This is a genomic window from Stenotrophomonas rhizophila (assembly GCF_003651185.1).
Taxonomy (GTDB): domain Bacteria; phylum Pseudomonadota; class Gammaproteobacteria; order Xanthomonadales; family Xanthomonadaceae; genus Stenotrophomonas; species Stenotrophomonas maltophilia_Z.
This window is the reverse complement of record NZ_RCDC01000004.1, coordinates 2,048,699-2,073,000: the sequence shown is the minus strand read 5'-3', so window position 1 is coordinate 2,073,000 and position 24,302 is coordinate 2,048,699. Positions and strand designations below refer to the sequence as shown.

Sequence of the window (24,302 nt, the reverse complement as noted above, 5' to 3'; positions counted from 1 at the left end):
CACGAAGTGCGCATGCGCGCGCGTGGCAGTGTCGGCAGCCGCCGCACCGCGCAGGTGGTCTGCGCGCGCTGCAGCGCCCATGGTGAGCTTTGCGTCGGGGCCGATGCAGAAGATCAGGCGGCCCGGGCATGGGGGCACAAGCCCCATTTGCTGTCGGCACCTCCGGTGGTCAGAGCGGCTCGTGGCCGAGTATCTGCGGCAGACCCCACCCTGCAGCGTGATCCACTCGAGCTGATCGCCCGCATGCTGGTCGGAGGGAGCTTCCGCGAGCCATCGGACGGCAGGTCAACCATGCCGACGCTGACGGCTGCTGACATCGCTGGCGCAGTAGGCATGATGCGCGACTCTGTCGCCAAGCAGGCCGTGCTGGCGGTGGCGCTGCGAGGGCAGGGAGTGTCTCTGTCGTCGCTGGGGCGTTCTTTGGCCAGGAGGGTGATGCGACAGATCCAGTGGCAGCGCCGCATAGGCGCAAAGCCCGAGCTTCGAATGGATGACCCGGCTGACCGCTGGCGCATGCGTATGGTGCTGCAGGACGCGGTGAACGATCTGGTGTGGCCCGAAGGGAAGATCGCGACACAGGATGCGGCCAAAGCGGCGAAGATGCGGAAGGGGGACTATCTCCGTGTGTACGGGATCGCGGCCGCAACGCTGCGCCAGGCGCTTGAAGATGGCCGGAGAGAGTTCAGTGCCAGGATTTTCAATTGAAACGTTTTGAATGGTTGATGCTTCAGTACCTGTCAGCCTATATAGCTTCTTCTCCACTCTGCAGCCTCTAGTCAGACTTCACAGGCTCTTTAAGTAACGACGCAGAGCCTCGGCTTGAGGGATCTCCATCTAGCTGATGGCAGCCCGAGGTCACGCAGCGCTACAATCATTCGGAGAGCTTCTGTAGTGGTAGGGCGAAGAAGTTATCAAGGTGGGCAGTCGCCAAGGAGCTGGCAGGTCTCGGTGATCCCGTGAACGAGAAGGGCGGTTGGATATGCCTACGAACTGGAGTGGCCATGATCTCGAATTTGGAGCGGTACAAGAAGGACTTGGACGCGTTGATCGCAACAGGTGATAATCTCTTTAATGGTATTCAACGATATGCACATCGTGAAGAGTTCGATAAAGAGGTAAATAAGCAGTTAGGAAAGGGCGCTGAGGAGTTCCTAAAAGGTGTTCCGAATTTCAGATCGGAATACCAAGCGTGGTACTCGGAGGCGTTGAGCCTGATCCGGCAGTTGCTCCCGGATCGTCTCGCTGACTTCGTACGGCACTATGAAAAGCCAAAAACGCGGAAGTCGGTTGGCTTTGAAAGCTATCGTATCGAGGACGCACTCCAGGGCCTTGAGATCACAAGGGGGCGTGAAAAGATTGTCGGAGTTGACGCGGCGATACCGCATTTTCAACAGCAACTAGCCATTCTCAATTCTGTGAAGCCTAGATTTGAGAGCTCTCTTTTCGATATAAGTCAGCTTGTTCAAGCTGATTTATTTGACTCTGAACTGGACGCTGCTGGGGCATTACTAAAGCAGAGATTCACTCGCGCAGCGGGAGCGATGGCGGGTGTCGTGCTGGAGCGTCATTTGGCTCAAGTCTGCTCAAATCACGCGATCAAAGTTGCCAAGAAGGCCCCCGGAATATCTGATCTCAATGAGTTGCTGAAGAGTGCAGGTGTAACAGATGTTCCGCAGTGGAGGTTCATCCAGCATCTGGGAGATGTTAGGAATCTTTGCGACCACAGCAAAGCGGTGGAGCCTACGATGGAACAAGTTAGCGATCTTGTTGCTGGGGTGAAGAAAATCACGAAGACACTCTTCTGAATTTGCGAGCTGATTTGTGCGATTACGAACGTGTTGCCGGTGATGCGAGCGTATGCCGGCGCGATAACGTTAACAAACCTTACCGCATTCGCCGCGAACCTTACCGCATTCGCCCGAATGCGGTAAGAAACCTTACCGCAGTTGCAGCGGGAACCAGACTTAGTCCACAGTAGCTACCGTGGGAGAGGTTCCAATCAACCCGCGCTCAACGGCCGCAGGCCTGGACTCGGGAGGTCCAGTGACCTGCGGTTCGTCGTTTCTGGGGTGTGAAACCCAACCATCAAACAGAGCGGCGCCCCGATGCCTTCCAGCACCGAGGCGCCGCCGCAGTACACGCGTTTCAGCCGCGTGCCATTGGCCTAAGCCCTGCCGCTCTCCGGAGAGCGCGTGCAGTTTGCTTAACAATTGTCGCAATAGCTGAGACATGAACACGAAGACTCTTTTTCCTTGGCCGGGCGGTAAAACGCGCCTGGTGAAACACCTGCTGCCGTTGATCAACGATCGGTCCCACTCCTGCTACGTTGAAGCCTTCGCTGGCAGCGCTGCGATGCTGTTCGAACGAACGCCCGCTAAGATCGAGGTGCTCAACGACACCCATGGCGAACTGGTACGGCTGTACCGCGTTGTGGCCAACCACCTGGATGAGTTCGTTCGTCACTTCCGCTGGTCCTTGACCAGTCGCGAGATGTACCGGTGGGCACAGCTGCAGAACGTAGATACGCTGACCGATATCCAGCGCGCAGCCCGGTTCTACTACCTCCAGAAGCTCAGCTTCGGCGGTAAGGTGGAAGGTCAGACACTCGGGGTGGGCCCGACTGGCGCGAAGCGCATCAACCTGCTCCGTCTGGAACAGGATCTGAGCGATGCCCATATGCGCCTGCATGGCGTGGTGATCGAGCAGTTGCCCTGGCAGCGCTGCATTGAAAAGTACGACCGGCCCGAGACGCTGTTTTTCCTCGATCCTCCCTACTGGCAGACAACCGGCTACGGCCAAGGTTTTCCTTTGGGAGAGTACGAGCAGCTGGCCGAGGCGATGAGTGCGTTGAAGGGTAAGGCGATCCTGACCATCAACGACCACCCGGCCATGTGTGCGCTGTTTGATCGATTCCACCGCCTGAGCGTTCCGATCAGATACACGGTCGGCGGCGGGGCTGGGGTTGAACGCACCGAACTGATCTACACAACCTGACCGGGCTGCTGCCCGGCATACCTTTGCCCGCCTCCAGACCGGATCAACCCTTGCGCCAAGCCGGCAGCGGGGCGGGCACCTATTGACCAATCGGGGAGGGCTTCATGCCGAACCGTATCAACCATGGAACCGACATGCGGGGAGAAATCATTGACGCGGTGGGGACCGCAGCCCTGAAGGTGACGCCACCGGTAACGGTGGCTACGGCCGTCGCATCAGGCCTGACCTTGGACAAGGCAGTGCTGGTGCTGACCGCAATCTACCTGGTGGGTCAGATCGGCTACCTGGTCTGGAAGTGGGTCAGGGAATGGCGCCAGGCGCGAAGTGGCGGGGTGATCGGATGAAAGCCAAAATAATTGGCGGCAGCGCGGCTGCAGTTATCGCCTTGACCGCCACCGCCCTTGTCAAACCGTGGGAGGGTTACTCGCCCGAGCCCTACGTGGACATGGTCGGGGTGGCCACCTACTGCTACGGGGATACCGGCCGTCCAGCTAAAGCCCGTTACACCGAGCAGGAGTGCACCGAGAAGCTCAGCAGTCGTCTCGGACAGTACATGGCCGGCATTACCGCCTGTATCGACATGCCGCTGCGCCAGAATGAGTGGGCGGCGGTCCTGAGCTGGACCTACAACGTTGGTGTGGGGGCAGCCTGCCGCTCGACGCTGGTACGCAAGATCAACGCTGGCCAACCTGCCAAAATGTGGTGCGCCGAGCTTGATCGATGGGTCTTTGCTGGCGGCAAGCGGGTGCAAGGCCTGGCCAACCGTCGCGCCGATGAGCGCCGTATGTGTGAGGGCCAGTGATGAACCGGACCGCAGCCGCCATCGTCGCCTTCATCGTCTGGACCTCACTCATCGCCGGGGGTGGGTTCGCTGCTGGCTGGTCGTGGAAGGGCGATCGCGCCGAGGGCAAAGAAGCCAATCAGCGTGCTGCTGGCGCCGAGGCATTCGCCACCCACGTGAATGATGCCCGACAGGTTGAGCACACCCAAGGCCACCGCATGGCCACCATCGGAGCGAAGTATGAAGAAGACCGCGCTGCGGCCGAGACCGTCCCTGCTGCTGTTGTGGCTGAGCTGCGTGCTGGCACTGTCCGGCTGCGCCACGACCTCGCCACCTGTCACACCGGTCGCCTGTCCGAAGCTGCCCCCGGCGCCGTCCAACGTGATGCGCCCGCCGACCTCGGAGTCACGGTTGCGGGCCCTGCTATTGGAATCGGCCGAGACGCCGACGACCAGCTCAGAGCATGCCAAGCCGTCATCGCCGCAGACCGTGCCGAGATGATCCGGTGAGCCCTCTGGTGAGTTTTGAGGATGGGCACGTGTCCTTCAAGTGCCCGGGGTGCAGGCTGTACCACAACCTCCCTGTGCGGGGCGCCGGCACTACGTGGCATTTCAACGGCGACGTGGAGAGTCCAACCCTATCGCCGTCCATCTTGGCGCGTGGCGGTTGCTGCTACGAATCCGAATGGCACGAGCAGGAAAAGCGTCGCCATCTTGGGCCGGAGCACTGCGACAAACACCACCCCGACGAAGACGGCGTCAGCATGTGCCACACCTGCCACTCGTTCGTGCGCGAAGGGCAGATCGAGTTCTTGAGCGATTGCACCCACGCTTTGGCGGGGACGACGGTGCCGCTGACCCCGGTCGAGCACTAATGTTTCACGAAATGGTTTCACGCTGGTTAGCGCGAAGGCGAAACTGAACGAATATGCTGAATATCCACAAGATATCCACAGAAGGCTGAATGGGGCGGGGCCCCCGGGGTTATCCACAGCCACCGGGGGGAATTCGGACCCCGGTAAAAGACAGTATTTCGGCCTCTAGGGTGCTCCACCACAGGCCACCTTTTGGCGGATTTTCCCGGGAGAAACCGCATTTTCACGCCTGAATAGGCTGTGCATCGGGTAGGACATGGCTGACATCCACGAATTCACCAAAGGCTGGTCCGTGGCCCGGCTGGCTGATGAGTTCGGAATGGACCGCCGCACTGCCAGCAAGCGACTGAAGGAGGCCGGCGTTCCGCCGCTGACCAAGCGGGCGGGGCACGACGTCTACCGCTTGGCCGATGCAGCCTCCGCGCTGGTAAATCCTGGCGCCGCGGCGCTCGGCGCTGAAGGTGTGGTGGATCCACGCGACCTGCCGCCGATGGAGCGGCGCGCCTTTTACCAGTCGGAGAACGAGCGCCTGAAGGTCGAATCGACCATCGGGCAGCTGGTGCCGGCCGCGGAGGTCGAGGCCGACTATGCCGAGCTGGTGAAGAAGATCGTGCAGTTCTTCGACACCCTCCCTGATGTGCTCGAGCGAAAGGCAGGGCTCACACCAGAGCAGGTGGTCAAGGTCCAGGACGAGTGCGATCGCGTCCGCCAATCCATGTACGAGGGCATCACCGATGACGACGTACGCGACAGCGCGTAGCGTGCGCCAAGGCGTTGCCGAGATGATCCGGCCACCTCGCCGCATTAGGGTGAGCGAGGGTGCGCGGGTTCTACAGGTGGCCAACGCCGCCGGCGCAGCCGGTTCCTGGGATCCGGACACCTCGCCCTACATGGTTGAGCCGTTGGACACCACCGGCAGCCGACACTACGAGGCGGTGGTGTTCATCGGGCCGGCGCGTTCGGGCAAGACGATATCGCTCATCGATGCGCGCTTGGCGTACCTGATCACGTGCAACCCGGCCGACGCCATGGTTGTGCAGATGTCCAAGGATGCAGCCGAGGACTACAGCAAGACACGTATCGCTCGCAGCATCGCCGCCAGCCCGGAACTGCGATCCCGACTGAGCCCGCGTGCCCATGACGACAACATCCTGCTGAAGTTCTTCCGGTCGGGAATGTCGCTGCGCATGGGCTGGCCGTCTGTGTCGGTGCTATCGGGCAAGGACATCCACGACGTCCTGATGACGGACGTCGACAACTACACCGGCGACCTGACGATCGACGAATGCTTCGGTCTGGGGCTGAAGCGTACGCAGACCTATATGTCGGCCGGGATGGTGGTGGCAGAGTCGAGCCCGGCAACGGACTACGCCGACGGCGCTTGGAAGCCGCTGCATCCGCACCAAGGTCCACCGGCCGCCGGCATCGCCGCGTTGTATGCGCGTGGCGACCGGCGCCGCTGGTACTGGCCCTGCCCGGAGTGCGGGGAGCGGTTTCAGGCGGCACCAGGCTACGACGGGTTCGCGTTGCCGCCGATGGAGGAACTGCTCGAGCGGGTCGTGCTAGACGACGTGCAGAAGATGGCGCGGCACTACTCGCTGCTGCACTGCCCGCATTGTGGCGTGGGCCTGCAGCACCGGTGGAAGGACGGGATGAATCGCGCCGGTGTCTGGGCTGCTGAAGGTCAGCTCGTGCACGCCGACGGAACTGTCACCGGTGAACGGCCGGAGGCACGCATCGCCAGCTACTGGTTGGGGGGTGTCGCTGCGGCCTACCAGTCGTGGGAATCGCTGATCGAGCGCTACCTCCAGGCGTTGCGCACCTTCGCCACTACCGGTGAAGAGCGGCCCCTGAAGACCACCCACAACGTCGATGGCGCGATCAACTACGTGCCGATGGCGGCACGGTCGGCCAGTGACCCGAACGAGATGCAGGAGCGGGCCGAGGTTTGGCCGGTTGGTGCAGTCCCTGTCGGTGTCCGGTTCCTGCTGGGGGAGGTCGACGTTCAGGCCAACCGCTTCGTCGTGCTGGTACTGGGCTTCGGCATTGGCGAAACCGGGCAGCTGGAGCGATGGGTGGTGGATTCCTTCACTCTGCGCACCTCCAAGCGCGAAGACGGCTCGGGCGGCTTCCTGCCGCTGGACCCGCCGAAGTACCTGGAAGATTGGGAGCGGCTGGTCGAGAAGGTCATCAGCCGGCGTTACCCGCTGGACGACGGCACCGGCCGCAGCATGCCGATCCACGCTGTGGGCATTGACTGGGGTGGCAAGTCGGGCACTTCGGTGCGCGCGCTGGAGTTCTGGCGTTCGCTCAAGGCCCGGAAGCTGCACGCCAGGGTCAGGCTGATCAAGGGCGATGCGCGCCGCGAGGGTGGCCTGTTCCGCGAAACCTTCCCCGACAGCAGCAAGCGCCGGGATCGAAAGTCGGGGTCGAAGGGCGACGTGCCCCAGCTGCTGCTCAACGTGGACCGGCTGAAGGACACCGTAGACGCCAACGTGAAGCGGGCAGAGCCGGGCCCGGGCTACTACCACTTCCCCGACTGGCTGCCAGAGGCGTTCTACGCCGAGCTGACGGCCGAATCGAGGACGGCAAAGGGCTGGGAGAACCTGGCCAAGCGCCGAAACGAGGCATTCGACCTCTGCGGCTATGCCGAGGGCATGGCGCTGTGGCTGAAGGTTCCGGCCATCAACTGGACCGCGCCGCCGCCATGGGCCGCGCCGTGGGACGACAACCCAGACGTGAGGGCAGACGACGTTGCGCCGGCGCCAATGCCGCGCACTCGCACCCGCCGCGTCATCCGAAGCAAGTATCTGGGACGCTGAAATGGCATTCACCAACAAGCAAGTCGAGCAACTGGAGGCCGCGATCGCGGCCGGCGTGCTGAGCGTCCGATATGCCGACCGCACCGTGACCTACCAGAGCCTGGTTGAGATGCGTCGCCTGCTGAAGCAGATGCGCGATGAGCTTAGCCAGGCCGCAGGGGCACCACGGCGTCGACGCATCGTGCGCCTCTACCAATCGGGGACCGGCAATGTCTGATACCGCCGAGAGCAGCTACCGCGCCGCCGGCAACGGCCGCCGCCTCCGCACCTTCCGGCCATCCTCGCTGGGGCCCAATGCTGCATTGCTGGGCCTGCCCACGCTGCTCGCCAGGGCGCGGCACCTTGCCCGCAATGACCCGTGGATGGTCAGTGCGCTCAACAAGAGCGTGTCCAACGGCATCGCCACCGGCATCCAGGCGAAACCGATATGGGGCACGAAGGAGCACAAGAAGAAGCTCACCAAGCTGTGGGAGCGCTGGGGCAAGTACGCCGATGCCGACGGCGTGCTCGGCTGGGGCGGGCTGCAGGCGCTGGCCTGGCGTGAGTGGAAGGAGGCTGGCGAGGTGTTTGCCCGCATCCGCTACCGGCGACCCGAAGACAGCTTGCCGGTGCCGCTGCAGGTGCAGCTGATCGAGTCGGAGCAATGCCCGCAGTACTACAACGGCGTGGCCAGCAACGGCAACGTGATCCGGCAGGGCATCGAAGTCGATAGCATCGGCCGACGCGTGGCGTACTGGATGTACCGGGAACACCCCGGAGACATGCAGCTGACCGTCAACGGTAACGAGTTGGTGCGCGTGCCGGCGGAGCAGGTGCTGCACCTGTACCGGCCGAACCGGGCAGGTGCAATGCGTGGCGTGCCGAGCTCGGCGCCGGCGCTGCTGCGCATGTTCAACCTGGACCGCCTTGATGATGCGGTGCTGGAACGGCAGGCCCTGGCCAACCTGTTTGCAGGCTTTATCACCACAGATGCCAATGCGGATGGCGAAGAAGGGGATGCGGTCGGTGACTTGATCACCGGTGAGGATGCCGACGGCACCGCGATCGGTGGTCTTGAGCCGGGCACGATGCAGGAGCTGCCGCCCGGTCGAAAGATCACCTTCGCCGAGCCGCCCAGTGCTGGTTCGGACTATGCCGAGTTCCTGCGCGGTCATCTCTTGGCGATCTGCGCTAGCCAGGATGTGCCCTACGAGGTACTCACCGGCGACCTGCGCAACGTTTCCGATCGGGCTCTGCGCCTGATCCTCAACGAATTCCGTCGCGTCATCGAGCAGGACCAGTGGCTCTTCATGATCCCCATGTTCTGCCAGCGGGTGCGCGACGCCTTCATCGACCAGGCGGTGCTGTCGGGTCTGCTGAAGGTGCCGCGGTATGCGGCCCTGCGTGATGACGTGACCGAAACCCTGTGGGTGCCCGAGGGCTGGCCCTGGAGCCACCCGGTGCAGGACGTGACCTCCGAACTCAAAGCAGTACGGGCCGGCTTCAAGTCGCGCAGCAAGGTGGTGCTGAGCGCTGGCGAGGATCCCGAACAGGTCGATGCCGAGCAGGCGATGGACAACGAGCGCGCAGACGCGGCCGGGCTTCGCTATGACAGCGACCCGAGGCGCACGAATGCCTCCGGTGCCCGGCAGGACGATGAACCCGGCGCCCCTGGTGCCAACAACGATGAAGGGAATGACGATGACGAGTAAGCCTGGCCTGTTGGCCCGAATGTTGGGTCGCGGCAGCCGTGCACCCGTGGTGGCATCGCTCGCAGCCGCGGTCCTCAATCAGCCCCTGCTGGTGCAGTCGACCATCGGTGAGGCACTGGTCGGCGGCTATCTGGAAGGGAAGGTCACCAGCGACGACAGCGTCCTGAAGGCTGACCGTTTCGAAGTGGCCGGCTCCGATGGGCAGCCGGTAGGGGTCGCACTGAACCTGATCGGCGTGATCAACCTGTCCGGTGCGATGGTGAACCGGCCGATGCCCGGCGCCAGCGGCCCGGGGCCGGTGAGCTATGCGGCGGTACGCGACACCTTCGATGAGCTGCTCAACGATGATGCCGTGACGTCGATCATCCTCCGGCTGGATACGCCCGGTGGCATGGCATCGGGCTGCTTCGACCTGGTGGACCACATCTTTGAGGCGCGTGGACGAAAGCCGGTGTACGCGTTGGTTGATGACCATGCGTACTCCGCCGGCTTCGCCCTCGCATCGGCATGCGACGAGATCTGGATCAGCCGTACCGGCGGCGTCGGATCGGTAGGCGTGGTCTGCTATCACCACGACTGGAGCGGTAACAACGCCCAGATCGGGCTGAAGGTGACCCCGCTGTTCGCCGGCGCCCGCAAGGTCGACTTCAACCCGAACTTCCCGCTCAGCGAGGAAGCGCATGCCGAGGCGATGGCCGATCTGGAGGACCTGCTCACGCTGTTCGTCGATACCGTGGCGCGCAACCTCGGCATGGACGCGGGGGCCGTGCGCGCTACCGAAGCGGCCACCTACCGTGGCCAGGCCGCCGTGACGGTTGGTTTTGCGACGCGGCTCGGCACCTGGCACGACCTCATCGCGCACCTCGGCGCCAGCGAAGCGGCTGCGCCGCAGGCGCCCGGTGACCCGGACCCGGATGACACCGAGGATGCAACGGCCACGCCGCCGACGCCCGAAGCCAGCCTCGCACCGCCTGCGGCCGTGGTGGAGAACCCGGCCGCGGCGCTGGCCGCAGCGGTCGCCTCAAGTGAACTGCCGCCGGCACTCGCTGTCGCCGTGCTGCGTCGGGCCCCGCAGGCGGGCGAGCCGGCGGCCAGCGCCATTGAGTACGCGACCGCAGTCCAGGACGCGTGCGCTGCTGCACTGCGTGGCGATGACACGCTCGCAGCCAGTTTCATCGAGAAGAACACCGACCTCGACACGGTGCGTGCACAGCTGCTGTCGATGAAAGCGGAGGAAGGCCGCAACACTCAGGTCATCACCGCCCACCCGGCCTCTATGGCCGACCAACGTGCCGCCGACGTCAAGGCGCAGCTGAACCCCAATCACATCTACAAGCAACGAGGTAACTGACGATGGAAATCACCCTGGCCGGCACCCGTACCGGCGAATTCCTGCTGTCCGAAGCGGGCGGCGAGCGCAGCCGCGAACTGATCCATCTGCCTGCCGGGCAGGGCATGCTGCCCGCCGGCACCCTGCTCAAGGCGGACAATACCGTCGCTGCCAACGGCACCGACGCGGTGAAGGTGCTGTATGGCCCGATTGACACCGGCACCGATTCCGCGGCGCTTGCCGTCAAGGGCGCGGCGATCGCGCGCGACGCCGAAGTGTTCGGCGAAAAGCTGGTGTGGGCCAGCGGCGTTACCGCTGACCAGAAGCTGCTGGCCGCACTGGGCCTGGCCGAGTCCGGCATCATCGCTCGCTGGACCCAGCAGCCGATCGCATCGAATGCTGCGGATCACCTGGTGTTCGTGTCTGCGCCGCTGACCGGCACCGCTGGTGTGGCGCTTGGCCCAGTCGTCGCGCACGTCAAGGACGTCTTCGGCGCCCTGGTCACCGGCAGCACCGTCAGCGCCACGCTCGCCAAGGCGACGGGCACCGGCAACCTGACCGGCGGCGGCGCGAAGGCAGCCGTGGGCGGCGTCATCACCTGGGACGCCGCGACGCTGAGCGCTGCTGGCGATTACACCCTGAAGGTGACCGCCGCGGACCTGGACGAAGCCACCAGCGACACCATCACCGTCGCCGCTGCGTAACCCGCAGGCCCCCTCACCCGCCCCCAACAAGGCCCCGCTTCGGCGGGGCCTTTTTCGTACCCCTTACCCAAGAGAGAGACAACTATGGATCTGCAAACCCTTCTGGCACTGGGCGTGCTGGGCTTCGATGCCCTCAACGCCTACATCAACAACCTGCCGCGCATCGTCACTCGCTTGGGCGATATGCGCCTGTTCCAAGAAGAAGGCCTGGTCGGCACCACGATCGTGAAGATCGGCATCGAGAACAACAAGCTGGTGCTGGTGCCCAACGTGCCGCGCGGCGCGCCGGGCCAGCCCAAGGGCCTGGACCGCGGCAAGGTGAAGCTGCTGGAAACCACCCACCTTCCGCAGCGCTCCACGGTCATGGCCGATCAGCTGCTGGGCGTTTGGGATCCGATCAACGATGCGGAAGGCAACAACGTCGCAGCCGTGGTTAACCGGCTGCAGGCGCTGCACAAGCGCGATCTGGACTACACCATCGAGTATCACCGCCTGGGTGCGCTGCAGGGCAAGCTGATGGACGCCGATGGCTCGCTGATCGTGGACTTCTACGACGAGTTCGGCGTCAAGCAGATCATCATCGGCATGGAGCTGAACAAGCAGGATACCAAGGTCCGCACCAAGGCGGTCTCGATCAAGCGTGCGATCGAGGAAAAGCTCGGCGGGGTGCCGTACACCGGCGTCCACGTGCTGTGCAGCGCTGGCTTCTTCGATTCACTGGTGGACCACCCGGACGTCGAAGAGGCCTACAAGCGCTGGCAGGACGGCGCTGCGCTTCGCACGGATCTGCGCAAGGGTTTCGTCTTCGGCGACGTCGTGTTCGAAGAGCTGCCGGGCAGCACGGGCGGCAAGCTGGCCATTCCCGATGGCGAAGCGATCGCCTTCCCGCTGGGGGTGCCCGACATGTTCCTGACCCGCTTCGCTCCTGCGGATTACCTGGAAACCGTGCGCGGCGTCGGTCTGCCGTACTACAGCAAGACCGCCAAGCTGCGGATGGACAAGGGCATCGAGCTGGAAAGCCAGTCCAACCCGCTGAACATCAACACCCGACCGGACGCGGTGATCCGCCTGAAGGCCGGCTCGAAGTAAGCCAGTAGTGCCTGGCCCGCTTCGGCGGGCCGGGCAGGAGGTTGTATGGCCCAGATCAGGATCGGGGTCGACCCCGACAATGCGCTCGGTCGTCAGCTGAGCGACTTGGAGAAGTCGCAGCTTCCATACGCCGCGTCGCAGGCTGCCAACAAGGTTGCCTACGAGATCCGTGAGCGCTGGAAGCGGCAGGCGCCGCGGGTGTTCGACCGGCCGACGCCGTTGACGGTCAATGCGGCGATGTATCGCAAGGCAACCAAGGCGCAGCCGTACGCTGAGATCTTCATTCGAGACGAGGCATTCAAGGGCACCCCGCCGGCCAAGTATCTTCTGGCCGAGGTAGATGGCGGCCAGCGGCGCCGGAAGGGCTTCGAGCGCCTGCTGCAGAGCCGTGGCCTGCTGTCACCCACGCAGTTTGCGGTGATGGGGCGCGGCGCTCAGGCAAACCAGTTCGGCAACGTGCCCGCCGGCCAGGTCACCAAGATTCTGTCCCAGCTGGGCGCCCAGCGTGACCGATACCAGAACCAGACCACCGTCAGCCGGAAGCGGCGGCGTGGCAAGAGCAACAACCGTGATGGCGAGTACTTCGTGATCACCAAACGCCGCGGTGCATTGCGCCCGGGCATCTATGAGCGGATCGGGCGCGGATCCGGCGTCCGCTCCATCTTCATCTTCACCAACACAGCCGCCTACACCCCGCGATACGACATCTTCGGCATGGCCGAGGACACCTGGAAGCGCCTGATGCCGTTCTTCCTGAAGCGCGAGCTGGAGAAGGCCATGGAAACCGCGAGGCCCTTGCCTTGAACCAGAGAGCTTTCATGCAGGCATTCGACGCAATCGCGTTCGGAGCCTTCCGCGCAACCGGCGTCGCCGATGCTGCCCACTACCACGAGCCGGGCACCTGCGCAGGCGTGCCGTGCACGGTGCTGCTCGACGAGGGCGTTGAGCAGTTCACACCGGACGATGTGGCGCCGATCGCGACCACCATCGACCGGGTCACGCTGCAGCTGGCCGAGGTCACTCCGCGGGCGGGTGGCGTGGTAAGTATCGATGGCACCGGCCGCCGGCTGAAGCTGGTGCAGAAGATCCGTGCCGACGAGTCGACGGCGGTGTGGGAGGTGGCCAATGTCTGAGCCTATACCCAGCCCCCGGCGCCAGCTGCTGGTAGCCATGGGCAAAACGCTGCAGATGATCAGCACCAAGAACGGCTACCTGACCGACGCCGGTGCCGGGTGGACGCTGGAACCGACACCCGGCGACCAGGACACCCAGGCAGTTCTGACGGCCGTGATCGAGAAGCAGCAGCGCCCCGAGACCCCCTCCAAGACCACCACGCACCGGCTGACGACCGTGAGCGTCATCGCCAAGGTGCCGGCCAGCACGGAGGGCTACCAACAGGCGCTGGACGACTTGGTGACCGACATCGAGGCGGCGATGGACAGCCGCGAAGTGGCCCGGAACTTCCCCGAAGGCATCCAGGTGCCGGTCTACGTCGGCATGGAGCCGCTGATGCCGGAGAAGGCCAGCGCCGGCTGGGTGGGCGCACTGCTCACCTACCAGTCCCACATCCCCAAGAAATAACCCGCCGCACAGCGGCAACCCAACTGGAGAGCCACCATGGCCGAAGATTACAGCTACCTGGGCAGCGGCATCATCGTGATCCGCGAGTGGAACACGGCCGATCCGTTCTTGGAGATCGGCAACGTTTCTGCATACACCGTCGCGCCCCAGACCAACACCCTTGAGCTGGCTGACTACCAAAATCCGGGCGGCGGCACGGCCAGCCGCGTCGATCGGGTGACTGGCTACAACCTCAACTACACCTTCCACGACTTCAATCCGGAGAACTTCGCCCGGGCAACTCGCGGCAAGGCCAGCAGCATTGCCGCTGGCACCGTCCCCGATGAGCTGGTGCTGGCCGTGCCGGGGAGCTATGCGCCCCTGTCGCGCTTGGCGTCTGAAGTCACCGCCGTGAAGCCGGTGACCGGCGCCACGATCTACGAGGCAGGCAAGGACTACCGTTTCGAGCGCGGCATGCTGTTCATTCCGGCAGGATCGGCCATCGTGGCACCGTCCGTGGCCGGCACGCCAAACATCAAGGTCACCTTCAAGAACGCAGAGCTGGGCCACGTGGAAGCGGCGGTCACCTCGCAGAAGTTCTACGAGATGCAGTTCTATGGCGCCAATGAAGCCCGTGGCGGCAAGATGGTGCGCTTGGTCGCACACAAGGTCACCGGCGGTGTGATCGAGAGCATGGGGCTGATCGGTAACGAGTTCGGTGCCGGCAGCGTCCCCGGTGCACTGCTCAAGGATGCGTCGAAGGCAACCGGCTCGGACAAGTCGGCCTACTTCTACTGGCAGCAGGAGAAGTAAGCCGTGTCGGAACTGGACGTGATTATCCCGCCGACCCGCACCGTGCGCTTTCGCGGCGAGCAGGTGCAGGTGACGCCCCTGCGCCTGCAGCAGATCGGGCCCTTCATCACGGCCAGCCGCACCATCATCGCCCGGGTGGCGATGATGGTCGGCGCGGTCGATACAGCACCGGCCGCCGCCACCGGTGCCATTTTGCTGGACCTGCTCGAGCAGGACAGCGCAGACCTTGCTGGTGCACTGGCCGTTGCTGTTGGCCGTGACGGGGAATGGATCGCCGGAGGCACCCTTGACGAAGTCGCCGACTTGCTCGAGGCAGTCGTCGGGCTCAATCGCGATTTTTTCGCCCATCGCCTGCGTCGTCTTCTGATGCAGGCCGAACCGCTGGCGGAAGAGAGTACGGACTCGGCGACGTCGTCCAGTTCCTGATCGCCCGCGGCCACCGTTTACCGGAAGTAGTCACATACACCCTGGCGCAGCTGCGCGGCTTCATGGAGGCCGCCGCTCAGGATGACCTTGATCGAGTCGCCCAATTCGCCGTGGCCACACGCATGGCGATGGGTGCGGAGCCGGCGGACTGGCAGAAATACCTGACCGCATTGAGCGGCCAGGCCCCGGCGCAGCAGCAACAAGGAACCACCACTCATGGCTGACCCTTCAGCGAATCTGCGCGTCCGCATCAGTGCGGACCTGGCTGACATCAGGCAGGGGCTGGGCGTGCTTACCCGGCAGCTGCGCGAGGTGCGTACCGAAGCGGCCCGGCCGCTGCCGGTAAAGAACAACATCACCGACCTGGGCATCTCCGCCGGCCAAACCGCGCAGGCGATGAGGCAGCTGCCGGCGCAGTTCACCGACATCTTCACCAGTTTGCAGGGCGGAATGCCGTTCTTCACGGTGCTGGTGCAGCAGGGTGGCCAGATCAAGGACAGCTTCGGCGGTGTCGGGCCGGCCCTGAAGGGCGTGTCGTCGGCGCTGATGGGAATGGTCACTCCCTACACCGTGGCCGCCGCTGCGGTTGGCCTGGTGGTAGTGGCTTGGTACAGCGCAGAGAAGCAGACTGAGGCGTACACCAAAGCGCTGGTGCTGTCGCGCAACGAGGCCGCTGCAACGACGCTGACGCTGGTGAACATGGCGCAGAAGACCAGCGATGCGCTCAAGGTGTCCACGGGGGCCGGCGCGGAGGCGGCGCAGGCCGTCGGATCGAACGGGAAGATCGCCGCGCAGAACCTTCAGGCCGTTGCGAACGCCGCGGTGGCCATGAAGGAGATCAGCGGGCAGGCGCTGGAGGACACCATCGCGCTGTATGCGAAGTTGGCTGAAGACCCGGTCAAGAATGCCCAGAAGCTCAACGAGCAGGTCAACTTCATGACCGTGGCGCTCTATGAGCAGGTCAAGGCGCTGCAGGAGCAGGGGCGTAACCAAGACGCGGTGACGGTAATCACCCGCGCAGCTGCAGACGAAACCGTCATGGCGCTGGCAAAGGTTCGCGCCAGCCAGAACCCCGTGATCCGTGGCTTCAAGGACTTGTGGACGGAAGCCACAAAGGCCTGGAACGCGATGCAGGTGAATGCCGGCTTTGGTCCGCAGGCCGACCAAATGCAGAAGATGCTTGCAGACAACCGTCGTGACGTCGCCCGGCTGAATGCACTGGTGGCATCGGATGACCCCAGGGCTCGAAATCCCATGGTCATCTCGGCTCTCGAGAAGGATGTGAAGGATCGGTCTGCCAAAATCAAAGCACTGGCCACCGACTTGATCAAGGAGCGGAAAGACGCGGAGGTTAAGGCTGCGCAAGCAGCATCGACGGACTTCGTCGCCGAAATGGATACCATCATCGGCGCTCAGGCCACCAAAGAGGACAAGAAGCGCGAAGAGGTCCAACGCATCAATGGCGAGGCTGAGGTTGCCCGTCGCACGGCACAGGCATCCGGCCTTCTGGATGAGGTACGGGCAATCGAGGAACGCCGAGCGGCCGCAGTTGCGGCAATTGAGAAGAAGTACAAGGAGAAGCCGAAGGCAGGAAACGGTTCGGCCACGCGCGCTGCAGGCTTGCAAGGTTACAAAGATGACTTGATCGCCGAGCAGGCCCAGATTACTGCTGGCACGCAGTTGCTGCGTGCACAATTCTCGGCTCGAGAGATTTCTGCTTCCGAGTACTACAGCCGGATGCGCGATCTCGCACAGGAGAGCACCGACGCGCAGGCAAAGTCATTGCAGCAACAGATCGACTACCTGCAGAAGCAGACGGTAGGGGGCAAGGACGCTATCGGTGTGAACCGTCAGATAGGTGAATTGGAGGCGCGGCTTGCAAAGGTGCGCATCGAGGGCGCCGCAGCTCTGGAGGTTCTCAAGACCGAGGAGGAAAAGACCGCGAAGGCTCGTGAGAATGCGGTTAAGGCCTACGCCAGTGCACTCGATGCAAGCAACTCTGCTCTTGCACGACAGCTTGCAACCCAGGCACAACGCGTCGGGATGGGTGATCGAGAGTATGAGATTCAGCAGCGCATCAACGACGCCATCGCAGATGAAGCGGACAAGCTCAGGGAACTGAGCCTTCAGCGGAACGCTGACCAGATCGACCAAGTGACCTTTGAGGAGGAGAAGGCGCTTCTTCACGCGAAGACGCTCGACCGGCTGCAGCTGATCAAGGACGGTTATGAGGACCTGCGCCAGGCGGAAGGCAACTGGTTGTCCGGGGCAGCCGCTGCGTGGGCCAACTATCAGCAGGAGGCGAGGAACTACGCCCAGCAGATGGGCAGCGCGGTGGGCGGCGTCATCGGTGGATTCGAAGACGCCTGGGTAAAGTTCACGACCACTGGCAAGCTGAGTTTCTCCGACCTCACCAGATCGGTACTGGCCGACCTGGCTCGAATTGCCGCCCGGCAAGCCACTATGGGCATCGCCAATGCCTTCGCCAGCATGTGGGGCGGTGGTGTCTCTGCCGCTGGAAATCAGGCCGTCACTTCCGGTACGAGCAGCATCAACAACGAGCTGTTCCAGAAGATGCGCCTGGGCAGTGGGTATTCCTCCGGCGGATACACCGGAAATGGTGGCGTGAACGAGCCTGCGGGCGTCGTGCACAAGGGCGAAGTGGTCTGGTCCCAGGCCGACGTTGCCCGCGCCGGCGGCGTTGGCATCGTTGAGGCCATGCGGCAGGGCCTGCGCGGCTACGCAGACGGCGGCCCTGTCGGCGGAGGTGCACCCTCCGGTTCGTACGGCGGATCCATCAACGTTCGTGTGTTGAACGCGCCAGAAGGCACCACTGCATCGGCCAGCCACAACGAACAGGGTGGCTTCGATATTGACGTTCTGCTTGGCCAGGTCGACAGCTTCATCGGTGGCCGCGTCGCCGGTGGAACGGGCGCAACTTATGCAGGTATGAAAGGCCGGTTTGGCCTGAAGGACAGTGTCTGATGGCTTCCCTTCCGAGCGTAGCCCGCGTGATGTTCGAAGGGCAAAAGCGCTCCTTTGACCCGTCTGTACTGAGGACCGAAATGGAGCGCGGCGTGCCAAAGCAGCGCCTGTTGAACACGCAGGTGCTGATAAAGCAAGCGATGGTGCTCTATTTCAGCAGCGTCGAGGATGTGGAAGCCTTCGACACCTGGTACATGGCTGATATCAAGCGCATTGGCTGGTTCACGATGATCCACCCGTTCACGGGCAAGCAGATCACGGCCAGGTTCGAGAACGGTGCGCTGGGCGATCTGGTGCCTGATGAAAAGCTACCCGGTGACTACCGGATGGACGCGGTGGTGGAGTACTTGCGATGACTACCTTTACAGAGCGCCGGCAGCGTGTGACCGACACGGCCGGAATCCTGTTGTTTCTCGAGATCTCCGCGCCTTCTCTCCCCAACCCCCTGCGCATTGTCAACGACACTCAGGATTGGACCAGCCAGGGTGTGGTCTACCTCGGAGCCCCATTCGACTTCAAGCTACCGAACGACACAAAGGGCCAGACCCCTCGCGCGCAGCTGGTGGTGGACAACGTCGGCCGCGGCATCTCCGAAGACCTCGAGTCCATCGGTCCCAACGAGGTGCTGATGGCTAGGCTGATGGTCTCCGATCGTACAGATCCCAACACGATCGAGCGCGACTACTTCCTGCCGGTGAGCAGCGTGACCATCACTGGAGCGACGGCATCGGCGCAGTGCGGTGTCGACTACATCATGCGCCAGCAGGCGGTGAAGCTCAGGGCGAACCAGTTCACGCTCCCGGGAATCTTCACGTGAAGCTGGTCGAGGTGGAGCACTTCGTCGGCCTGCCGTATAACGCCGACGACTTCGACTGCGCCGACTTGGTGATGCTCGTCCAGCGGGAGCTCTTCGGCCGTGAGGTGGTGGTGCCTGGCCGGCGCCCACGGGGTGCGCAGGGAGCCGCCGAGCTTGGCGAGCTGTCCAAGCCGTTCGCCAAGCCCAGAGAGGGGCCGCCGAGGGACGGCGATTTGGTGCTGATGATCGAAGTACTTCAGAAACGCCCCGGCCATGCCGGGGTTTTCTTTTTCCTTGCCCATGAGGCGTGGGTGCTCCACGCCAATGAGAAGAACGGCTGCGCGGTCCTGCACCGCGTCCGTGATCTGCCCGACTTCGGGCTGAGAATCGAGGGGTTTTACGAATGGCTGAATTGAACGCGCTCGCTGCGTGCCCGCCGTCGCTGGTCGTCACCCCCCACCCGGTGACCCTGGAGGGCCAGCAGCGGATCGCCGCTGAGCTGCTGCCGCGGGAAACGCTGGGGCACTTCCTGGTCAGGACGGTGCCCGATTACGGGAGCGACGCGTGGGAGGTACGGATCAACGGCGTCCGCGTGCCCCACCAGATCATCGACAAGGTGAGGCCTAAGGGCGGCACAGTCATCGAGGTTCGTGGAACCGTCGGGCGTACGGCGCTGCTGATCGTCGCCATGGTCGCCCTGACTATCTTCACTGCAGGTGTCGGCACGGCCATGGTGGCCGCCGGCTACAGCGCTATGGCGGCCGGGATGGCGCAAGCCGCGATCTATGCGGTCGGGTCGCTGCTGATCAACAAGGTCTTGGGGCCGAAGAAGCCCAAGCAGTACGAAAGCGATGCGGCCACCGTCTACACGATTGGCTCGGCACGCAACCAAGCGCGGCCGTATGAACCGCTGCCGCTGGTGCTGGGGAGCATCCGTATTGCGCCGGACATCGCTAGCCAGCCGTACTCATTCTACGAGGCCAACGACCAGTTCATGGCGATGGTGCTGACGCCGGGCATCAATGTGGCGCGCGTGGATGCGATGTTCAATGGCGAGGCTCTGCTTTCGACCTTTGAAGGTGTACAGGTCTGGCACAGCGGCTTTCCCGGCATGCCGGAAGAGAGGATCCCGCTTTACAGCAACGTCGACACGCTTCCCGGCGGCGCGCTCGATGCGGAGAAAGGTAAGCCCAGCGCATGGGTTCAGCGCACCAGCTCGGCCAGCACCATCCGGTTGCAGCTCGACTTCGACTACATGCTGTTCGACACCACCAGCAAGGGCAAGCCGAAAGACAACCAGGAGACGATCCAAGTCCAGTACCGAGCAGTTGGGGCGAGCGACTGGCGCGTGTTCGGCAACTTCGCGCTGATCAGCCAGAGCCAGAAGCAGCAGCGGCGCACTTACGCCCTGGACGTTGAGGCTGGGCAGTACGAGGTGCGCGCACGCATTGCGGGTCGTAACACGGACGGCTCGGGGGCCACCAGCGACTTCACGTGGTCGGCGCTGAAGAGCATCCAGACCGACGCGGCGAGCTACGCGGGTATTCCCCGTATCGGCATTCGCATCAAGGCCACCGGTCAGCTGAACGGTGCTCCTGACGAACTGCGCTGTGTGGCCTATGCCGCGCCGATCCCGGTGTGGAAGGGCAGCCAGTGGGTCACCGAAGAATCGAGTAACCCTGGCGCCCAGATCCTTGCGTACGCGCGCGGCATTCGCGATCCAGCCGGGAACCTGATCGCGGGGTTGGGCTTGCTGGACGCCCAGATCGACATCGCGGCTCTGCAGGCGTTCATGCTGCACTGCGCAGCGTCCAAATACACCTACGACAATGTGATTCGTGACACGCGTAGCCACGACGACGTGGTGCAAGCGATCGCGCTCGCAGGCTTCGGCAACGTGACCTGGGCGGCCGGTCGACTGTCGGTCGTATGGGCGGCGGATGAGCAGCCGCTGTCGGGCGTGGTCAATATGGCCACGATCAAAAAGGGGCAGTTCCAGATCGATTACACGCTGGCCAATGCGGCCGATGGTATCGAGTTCACCTACGTGGATCGCTCGGACTGGTCGAGCAAGACGCTCAGGGTGACTGCGCCAGGCGTCCAGACCATGCTGAACCCGGCCCAGGTATCGGGCGAGGGCATCACCACCGAGGAACACGCGGCCAAGATGGCGCGGTATCACTTGGCGCAGTCCCTGTACCAGTACAAGGACATCTCCTTCAGCACCGATATCGAGCACCTGAGTTACCGACGCATGTCGGTGCTGGCGCTGCAGCACGACCTGACGCAGTGGGGCTTCGGCGGCAGGCTGGTGTCCGCCACCCTGGATGGTTCCACCGTGGTGTTGACGCTGGACGATCAGGTGCGCGCGCCAGCCACGGGCAACAGCTTCATCGGGCTGCGCGTTCCTGGCGAGCTGGTCTACCGCGTCTTCCGCGTCGCTATGTTCGCCGGCGAAACGAATCAAATCCGGCTGGCTGATCCTTGGCCGGCTGACGCACCGCTGCCGGGCAACACCGCCGAGAACCCGGCCCACGACACCATCTGGATCTTCGATTTCAAGCAAACACCGGGCTACCGCGTGCGCGTGGTAGGCATCGAGCCAGAGTCAGACCTCAAGGGCGCATCGGTTTCGGTTGTGCCGGAGGGCCCGGAATTCTGGCGGTACGTCGAGTCTGGCCAGTACATCCCGGCGCCCAATGGCTCTCTGCTGCAGACCCGGCCGGTGGCCAGCAATCTGCGCATCACCGAACAGCAGGTTGTGCAGGGCGACACGGTCTTCACTGAGCTCTCCGCGAGCTTCGATGTATCCGGCCCGGTGGGCGAGACTATCGTGCTGTCCGATTTGGATCGGAATAGCGAGCTTGAGCAGGTGGCCACCACCCGCACGCGCACCGCGACCTGGCGTATCCCTCAGGCAGGTGTCTACCCAATCACCGTTCGACCGTACAGCCCCGAAGGCAATGCTGGTGTCGCGGTTACCGCGATGTACGCGACGCGCGGTGCAGATGTGCCGCCGGTGCTCGTTGACATCTTCGACGTTGCCGAGATCAGCGGCGGCGTTCGGCGGTACACCTGGGGATTTCTGAACGACACCGTGCAGTCTGCGGACTTCGCTGGCGTCGAGATCCGCTACAGCGCCGGACAGGTGGCCGCCCCAGCTTGGGATCAGATGACCCCGCTGGGTGACGACGGCTACCACGCCGCAGCCTTCGAGGCGGTCCTGCCGCCGGCGGGCGAATGGATCTTTGCATGTCGGTCGCGGAACACCTCCGGCGCGCTCTCCGAGGCGAGCCGTGTCGTCCGGAAGACACTGCTCGCCAATCTCGGCGAGGTCATCGACGGGTTGGACGGCCGCATTGATGAGACCTACCAGCAAGCGCTGGCGGCGAACAACAAGATCACCCAGGAGATCCTCGACCGCATCGCCGAGGATCTGCGCGTTGCCACTGAAGCCGTGGCCGCGGCGCGCGCCTACACCGACGCCCAGGTGGCCGCGCTCAACGGGATTCTGGAAGACATCGTCGGTGCGGACGAATGGACTACCGACGCCGAATACCCGGTCGGTGATTTCGTGCGCCGAGCTGGCGTGCTGTACCGGGCGTTGGTTGAGAGCACCGGTGTGGAGCCCGCCAGCGATCCAGCGGTGTGGCAGGCGATCGGCGAGTACACCTCGGTAGGCGATGCGTTGGCCGCTGCCATCAGGATGTCTACGCAGAACGCTACAGACCTGCAGGCCGAGGCCGCGCGCCTGGATGCACTGTTGGTCCGCATGCCGGCCGGGAATGGCACGTTGGCGACAGCGGCGAGCGTGGCCGAACAGATCAACCTGGTCGCTAACCGGGTGGAGGCCATTGCGGAGCGAACCAACGTGTTGGAGGCTGCGCTACCGGGCTTGGCAACCAATGCCTATGTGCGGCAGCTGGATGAGGCTCAGACCAATGTGTCCCTGGCGCTGGGTCGGCGGATCGACCAGACCAACGCTGTGCTGGGCGGCAAGGCTGAGGCCGGGACCGTGGCGATCATCCAGTCGAAGGTCGAGCAGCTTGACGGCCGGGTGGATGCGCAGGGCAGTGCAATCACCCAAGTGACGGCCAAGCTGGGTGGCACGCCGAACATGCTGAAGGACTCATCCTTTGCGCGCGGATTCACTTATTGGGCACAGCCGGGTGGGCTCGGCATCGTCAATGAGCCGCGCTACGGCAACTACATGTACGCTCCCCCGATCTCGGGCGGTACGGCCAGCCCGCAGACGGTGCAGACGGGCCAGGGCGTCTACGTGTTCAGCGGCGAGGTGTACCGCAACAGTAATGCCGGCACGGTTCGGCTCGAAGTCGCGGCGTACAGCGCGGATGGCTACATCGGAGCGGTTTCGGCTCTCAGCGATCCATCGATCGTCGGACAGTGGCAACAGGTCTACATCGCTATCGCCGCGCCTGCGGGGACGACGTACTTGGTTTGCCGCCCCATCTGGGAGAACACCAACGCCAACAACTCGATCCGGCGCATGAAGCTGGAGCTTGGACTGACCCCAACGCTCTGGACCGACGACACGGCCGTGCAACTGGCCGCCAGCGCCACGCAGATCCTTGAGACCCGGGCAACCCAGCTGGAGAACGGGCAGTCGGTGCTGTACGCCAAGTACACGTGGGCGCTGGACGTCAACAACCGGGCCATCGGTATGACCTCGGTCAACAACGGTCTGATCGGCAAGATCGACTTCGTTGCAGACATCTTCAACATCACCGATCCGAACGGCACCGGCAGCATGACCTGGGAGGGCGGCCGCACCGTCCAGCGCTGGGCCAACAGCGGCTATATCCTGGCCCAAGGCAAGCCCTTCGGAAACCTGGGCGACCTGGTCATGTACTACGGGCAGGGCAGCGACCCGGCCACGGTGGTCAAGGCGAACGCCAAGTTCGCGCTGGATACGTCCGGCAACGTCTTCATCGCCGGCGCGCTCTACACCGGCGGCATCTCGCGCGGCTTCAAGAGCAGCACGACTGTGGCGCAGGGCGTAGCGGTGGAAACTGGCTACCTCGGCAGGCTGGGCCGGGAGGTGCAGGTGGGTGGCCGCTTTCAGTACCAATACCAGCAGCAGTACAACGGGGCGTCATCGGTGATCACCCTGGGGCCAGGCAGCACCTCGGCGGTGGTGGTGCTGGAGCGCAACTTTGCTGGCGACCCCACTTGGACCGAGCTGTCGCGGTTGACGTTGGGCGGGAGCGATGACGTGTTCAACGAGCAGGGGGCAGCGTCATTCATCACTCAGACGATCAGCGGACAGATCTTCGCCACCGACGTGGCCAGCGCCCGCCAGACAAGCTTCCGCACGCGTGTGGTGAGTTACGACCGGCGTGGACACAGTGTCAGCAATCCCGGTCCAACGCCGCTGGCTCTCCAATCTCAGTATCAGTCCATCGAATCCATGGAGTAA

25 protein-coding genes are annotated in these 24,302 nt (G+C 63.7%); all 25 read left to right on the top strand.

Annotated features, from left to right (window positions below):
- Positions 1-12: 12 nt before the first annotated feature.
- Positions 13-705 carry a hypothetical protein gene (locus BCL79_RS20075; RefSeq protein ID WP_183073710.1) on the top strand — a complete coding sequence of 231 codons (693 nt, stop codon included), beginning with the start codon at positions 13-15 and terminating at the stop codon, positions 703-705.
- A gap of 296 nt (positions 706-1,001) precedes the next feature.
- Entirely contained in the window at positions 1,002-1,805 is an 804-nt protein-coding gene (locus BCL79_RS09210; protein WP_121040205.1) for a hypothetical protein, read from the top strand.
- Positions 1,806-2,229: 424 nt separating this feature from the next.
- Positions 2,230-2,994 (top strand): DNA adenine methylase, encoded by a 765-nt coding sequence (locus BCL79_RS09205; protein ID WP_121040203.1) that lies wholly within the window; start codon positions 2,230-2,232, stop codon positions 2,992-2,994.
- Between the two features lie 104 nt (positions 2,995-3,098).
- Positions 3,099-3,338, top strand: a complete 240-nt coding sequence (locus BCL79_RS09200) for a hypothetical protein (protein ID WP_259462128.1) — start codon at positions 3,099-3,101, stop codon at positions 3,336-3,338.
- Positions 3,335-3,796, top strand: a complete 462-nt coding sequence (locus tag BCL79_RS09195) for a lysozyme (RefSeq protein ID WP_121040199.1) — start codon at positions 3,335-3,337, stop codon at positions 3,794-3,796. The genes BCL79_RS09200 and BCL79_RS09195 overlap by 4 nt, the downstream gene beginning before the upstream one ends.
- On the top strand, positions 3,796-4,284 hold the full coding sequence (locus BCL79_RS09190) for a lysis system i-spanin subunit Rz (RefSeq protein ID WP_121040197.1): 489 nt from the start codon (positions 3,796-3,798) through the stop codon (positions 4,282-4,284). Before BCL79_RS09195 ends, BCL79_RS09190 begins: the two co-directional genes overlap by 1 nt.
- Before the next feature lie 29 nt (positions 4,285-4,313).
- A complete protein-coding gene (locus tag BCL79_RS09185; protein ID WP_121041257.1) occupies positions 4,314-4,649 on the top strand; it encodes a DUF6527 family protein in 336 nt (111 codons plus the stop codon).
- A 256-nt stretch (positions 4,650-4,905) separates the two neighbouring features.
- A complete protein-coding gene (locus BCL79_RS09180; protein WP_121040195.1) occupies positions 4,906-5,409 on the top strand; it encodes a DUF1441 family protein in 504 nt (167 codons plus the stop codon).
- A gap of 76 nt (positions 5,410-5,485) precedes the next feature.
- Positions 5,486-7,471, top strand: coding sequence for a phage terminase large subunit family protein (locus tag BCL79_RS09175; protein WP_259462127.1), 1,986 nt, complete (start codon positions 5,486-5,488; stop codon positions 7,469-7,471).
- 1 nt (position 7,472) lies between these two features.
- Complete coding sequence (locus BCL79_RS09170) at positions 7,473-7,688, top strand: phage head-tail joining protein (protein WP_088433711.1); 216 nt, start codon at positions 7,473-7,475, stop codon at positions 7,686-7,688.
- Complete coding sequence (locus BCL79_RS09165; protein ID WP_121040190.1) at positions 7,681-9,162, top strand: phage portal protein; 1,482 nt, start codon at positions 7,681-7,683, stop codon at positions 9,160-9,162. Before BCL79_RS09170 ends, BCL79_RS09165 begins: the two co-directional genes overlap by 8 nt.
- Entirely contained in the window at positions 9,152-10,513 is a 1,362-nt protein-coding gene (locus BCL79_RS09160; RefSeq protein ID WP_259462126.1) for a S49 family peptidase, read from the top strand. Before BCL79_RS09165 ends, BCL79_RS09160 begins: the two co-directional genes overlap by 11 nt.
- 2 nt (positions 10,514-10,515) lie before the next feature.
- Positions 10,516-11,196, top strand: coding sequence for a head decoration protein (locus BCL79_RS09155; RefSeq protein ID WP_121040188.1), 681 nt, complete (start codon positions 10,516-10,518; stop codon positions 11,194-11,196).
- A gap of 84 nt (positions 11,197-11,280) precedes the next feature.
- Positions 11,281-12,285: a major capsid protein gene (locus BCL79_RS09150; RefSeq protein ID WP_088433714.1), complete on the top strand. Its 1,005-nt coding sequence runs from the start codon at positions 11,281-11,283 to the stop codon at positions 12,283-12,285.
- A gap of 45 nt (positions 12,286-12,330) precedes the next feature.
- On the top strand, positions 12,331-13,089 hold the full coding sequence (locus BCL79_RS09145) for a hypothetical protein (RefSeq protein WP_121040186.1): 759 nt from the start codon (positions 12,331-12,333) through the stop codon (positions 13,087-13,089).
- 14 nt (positions 13,090-13,103) lie between these two features.
- The gene (locus BCL79_RS09140) at positions 13,104-13,418 is read left to right on the top strand and encodes a head-tail joining protein (RefSeq protein ID WP_121040184.1); all 315 of its coding nucleotides are present in this window, start codon (positions 13,104-13,106) and stop codon (positions 13,416-13,418) included.
- On the top strand, positions 13,411-13,866 hold the full coding sequence (locus tag BCL79_RS09135; RefSeq protein ID WP_259462125.1) for a hypothetical protein: 456 nt from the start codon (positions 13,411-13,413) through the stop codon (positions 13,864-13,866). Before BCL79_RS09140 ends, BCL79_RS09135 begins: the two co-directional genes overlap by 8 nt.
- Before the next feature lie 36 nt (positions 13,867-13,902).
- A complete protein-coding gene (locus tag BCL79_RS09130) occupies positions 13,903-14,658 on the top strand; it encodes a hypothetical protein (protein WP_121040180.1) in 756 nt (251 codons plus the stop codon).
- Between the two features lie 3 nt (positions 14,659-14,661).
- Entirely contained in the window at positions 14,662-15,084 is a 423-nt protein-coding gene (locus BCL79_RS09125; RefSeq protein ID WP_121040178.1) for a hypothetical protein, read from the top strand.
- 62 nt (positions 15,085-15,146) lie between these two features.
- Positions 15,147-15,308, top strand: a complete 162-nt coding sequence (locus tag BCL79_RS20300; RefSeq protein ID WP_183073709.1) for a hypothetical protein — start codon at positions 15,147-15,149, stop codon at positions 15,306-15,308.
- On the top strand, positions 15,301-18,069 hold the full coding sequence (locus tag BCL79_RS09120) for a phage tail tape measure protein (protein ID WP_121040176.1): 2,769 nt from the start codon (positions 15,301-15,303) through the stop codon (positions 18,067-18,069). The genes BCL79_RS20300 and BCL79_RS09120 overlap by 8 nt, the downstream gene beginning before the upstream one ends.
- On the top strand, positions 18,069-18,425 hold the full coding sequence (locus tag BCL79_RS09115) for a hypothetical protein (protein ID WP_121040174.1): 357 nt from the start codon (positions 18,069-18,071) through the stop codon (positions 18,423-18,425). Before BCL79_RS09120 ends, BCL79_RS09115 begins: the two co-directional genes overlap by 1 nt.
- Positions 18,422-18,886 carry a DUF1833 family protein gene (locus BCL79_RS09110; protein ID WP_121040172.1) on the top strand — a complete coding sequence of 155 codons (465 nt, stop codon included), beginning with the start codon at positions 18,422-18,424 and terminating at the stop codon, positions 18,884-18,886. The genes BCL79_RS09115 and BCL79_RS09110 overlap by 4 nt, the downstream gene beginning before the upstream one ends.
- On the top strand, positions 18,883-19,281 hold the full coding sequence (locus BCL79_RS09105) for a peptidoglycan endopeptidase (RefSeq protein ID WP_121040170.1): 399 nt from the start codon (positions 18,883-18,885) through the stop codon (positions 19,279-19,281). The genes BCL79_RS09110 and BCL79_RS09105 overlap by 4 nt, the downstream gene beginning before the upstream one ends.
- Positions 19,269-24,302, top strand: a complete 5,034-nt coding sequence (locus tag BCL79_RS09100; protein WP_121040168.1) for a host specificity factor TipJ family phage tail protein — start codon at positions 19,269-19,271, stop codon at positions 24,300-24,302. Before BCL79_RS09105 ends, BCL79_RS09100 begins: the two co-directional genes overlap by 13 nt.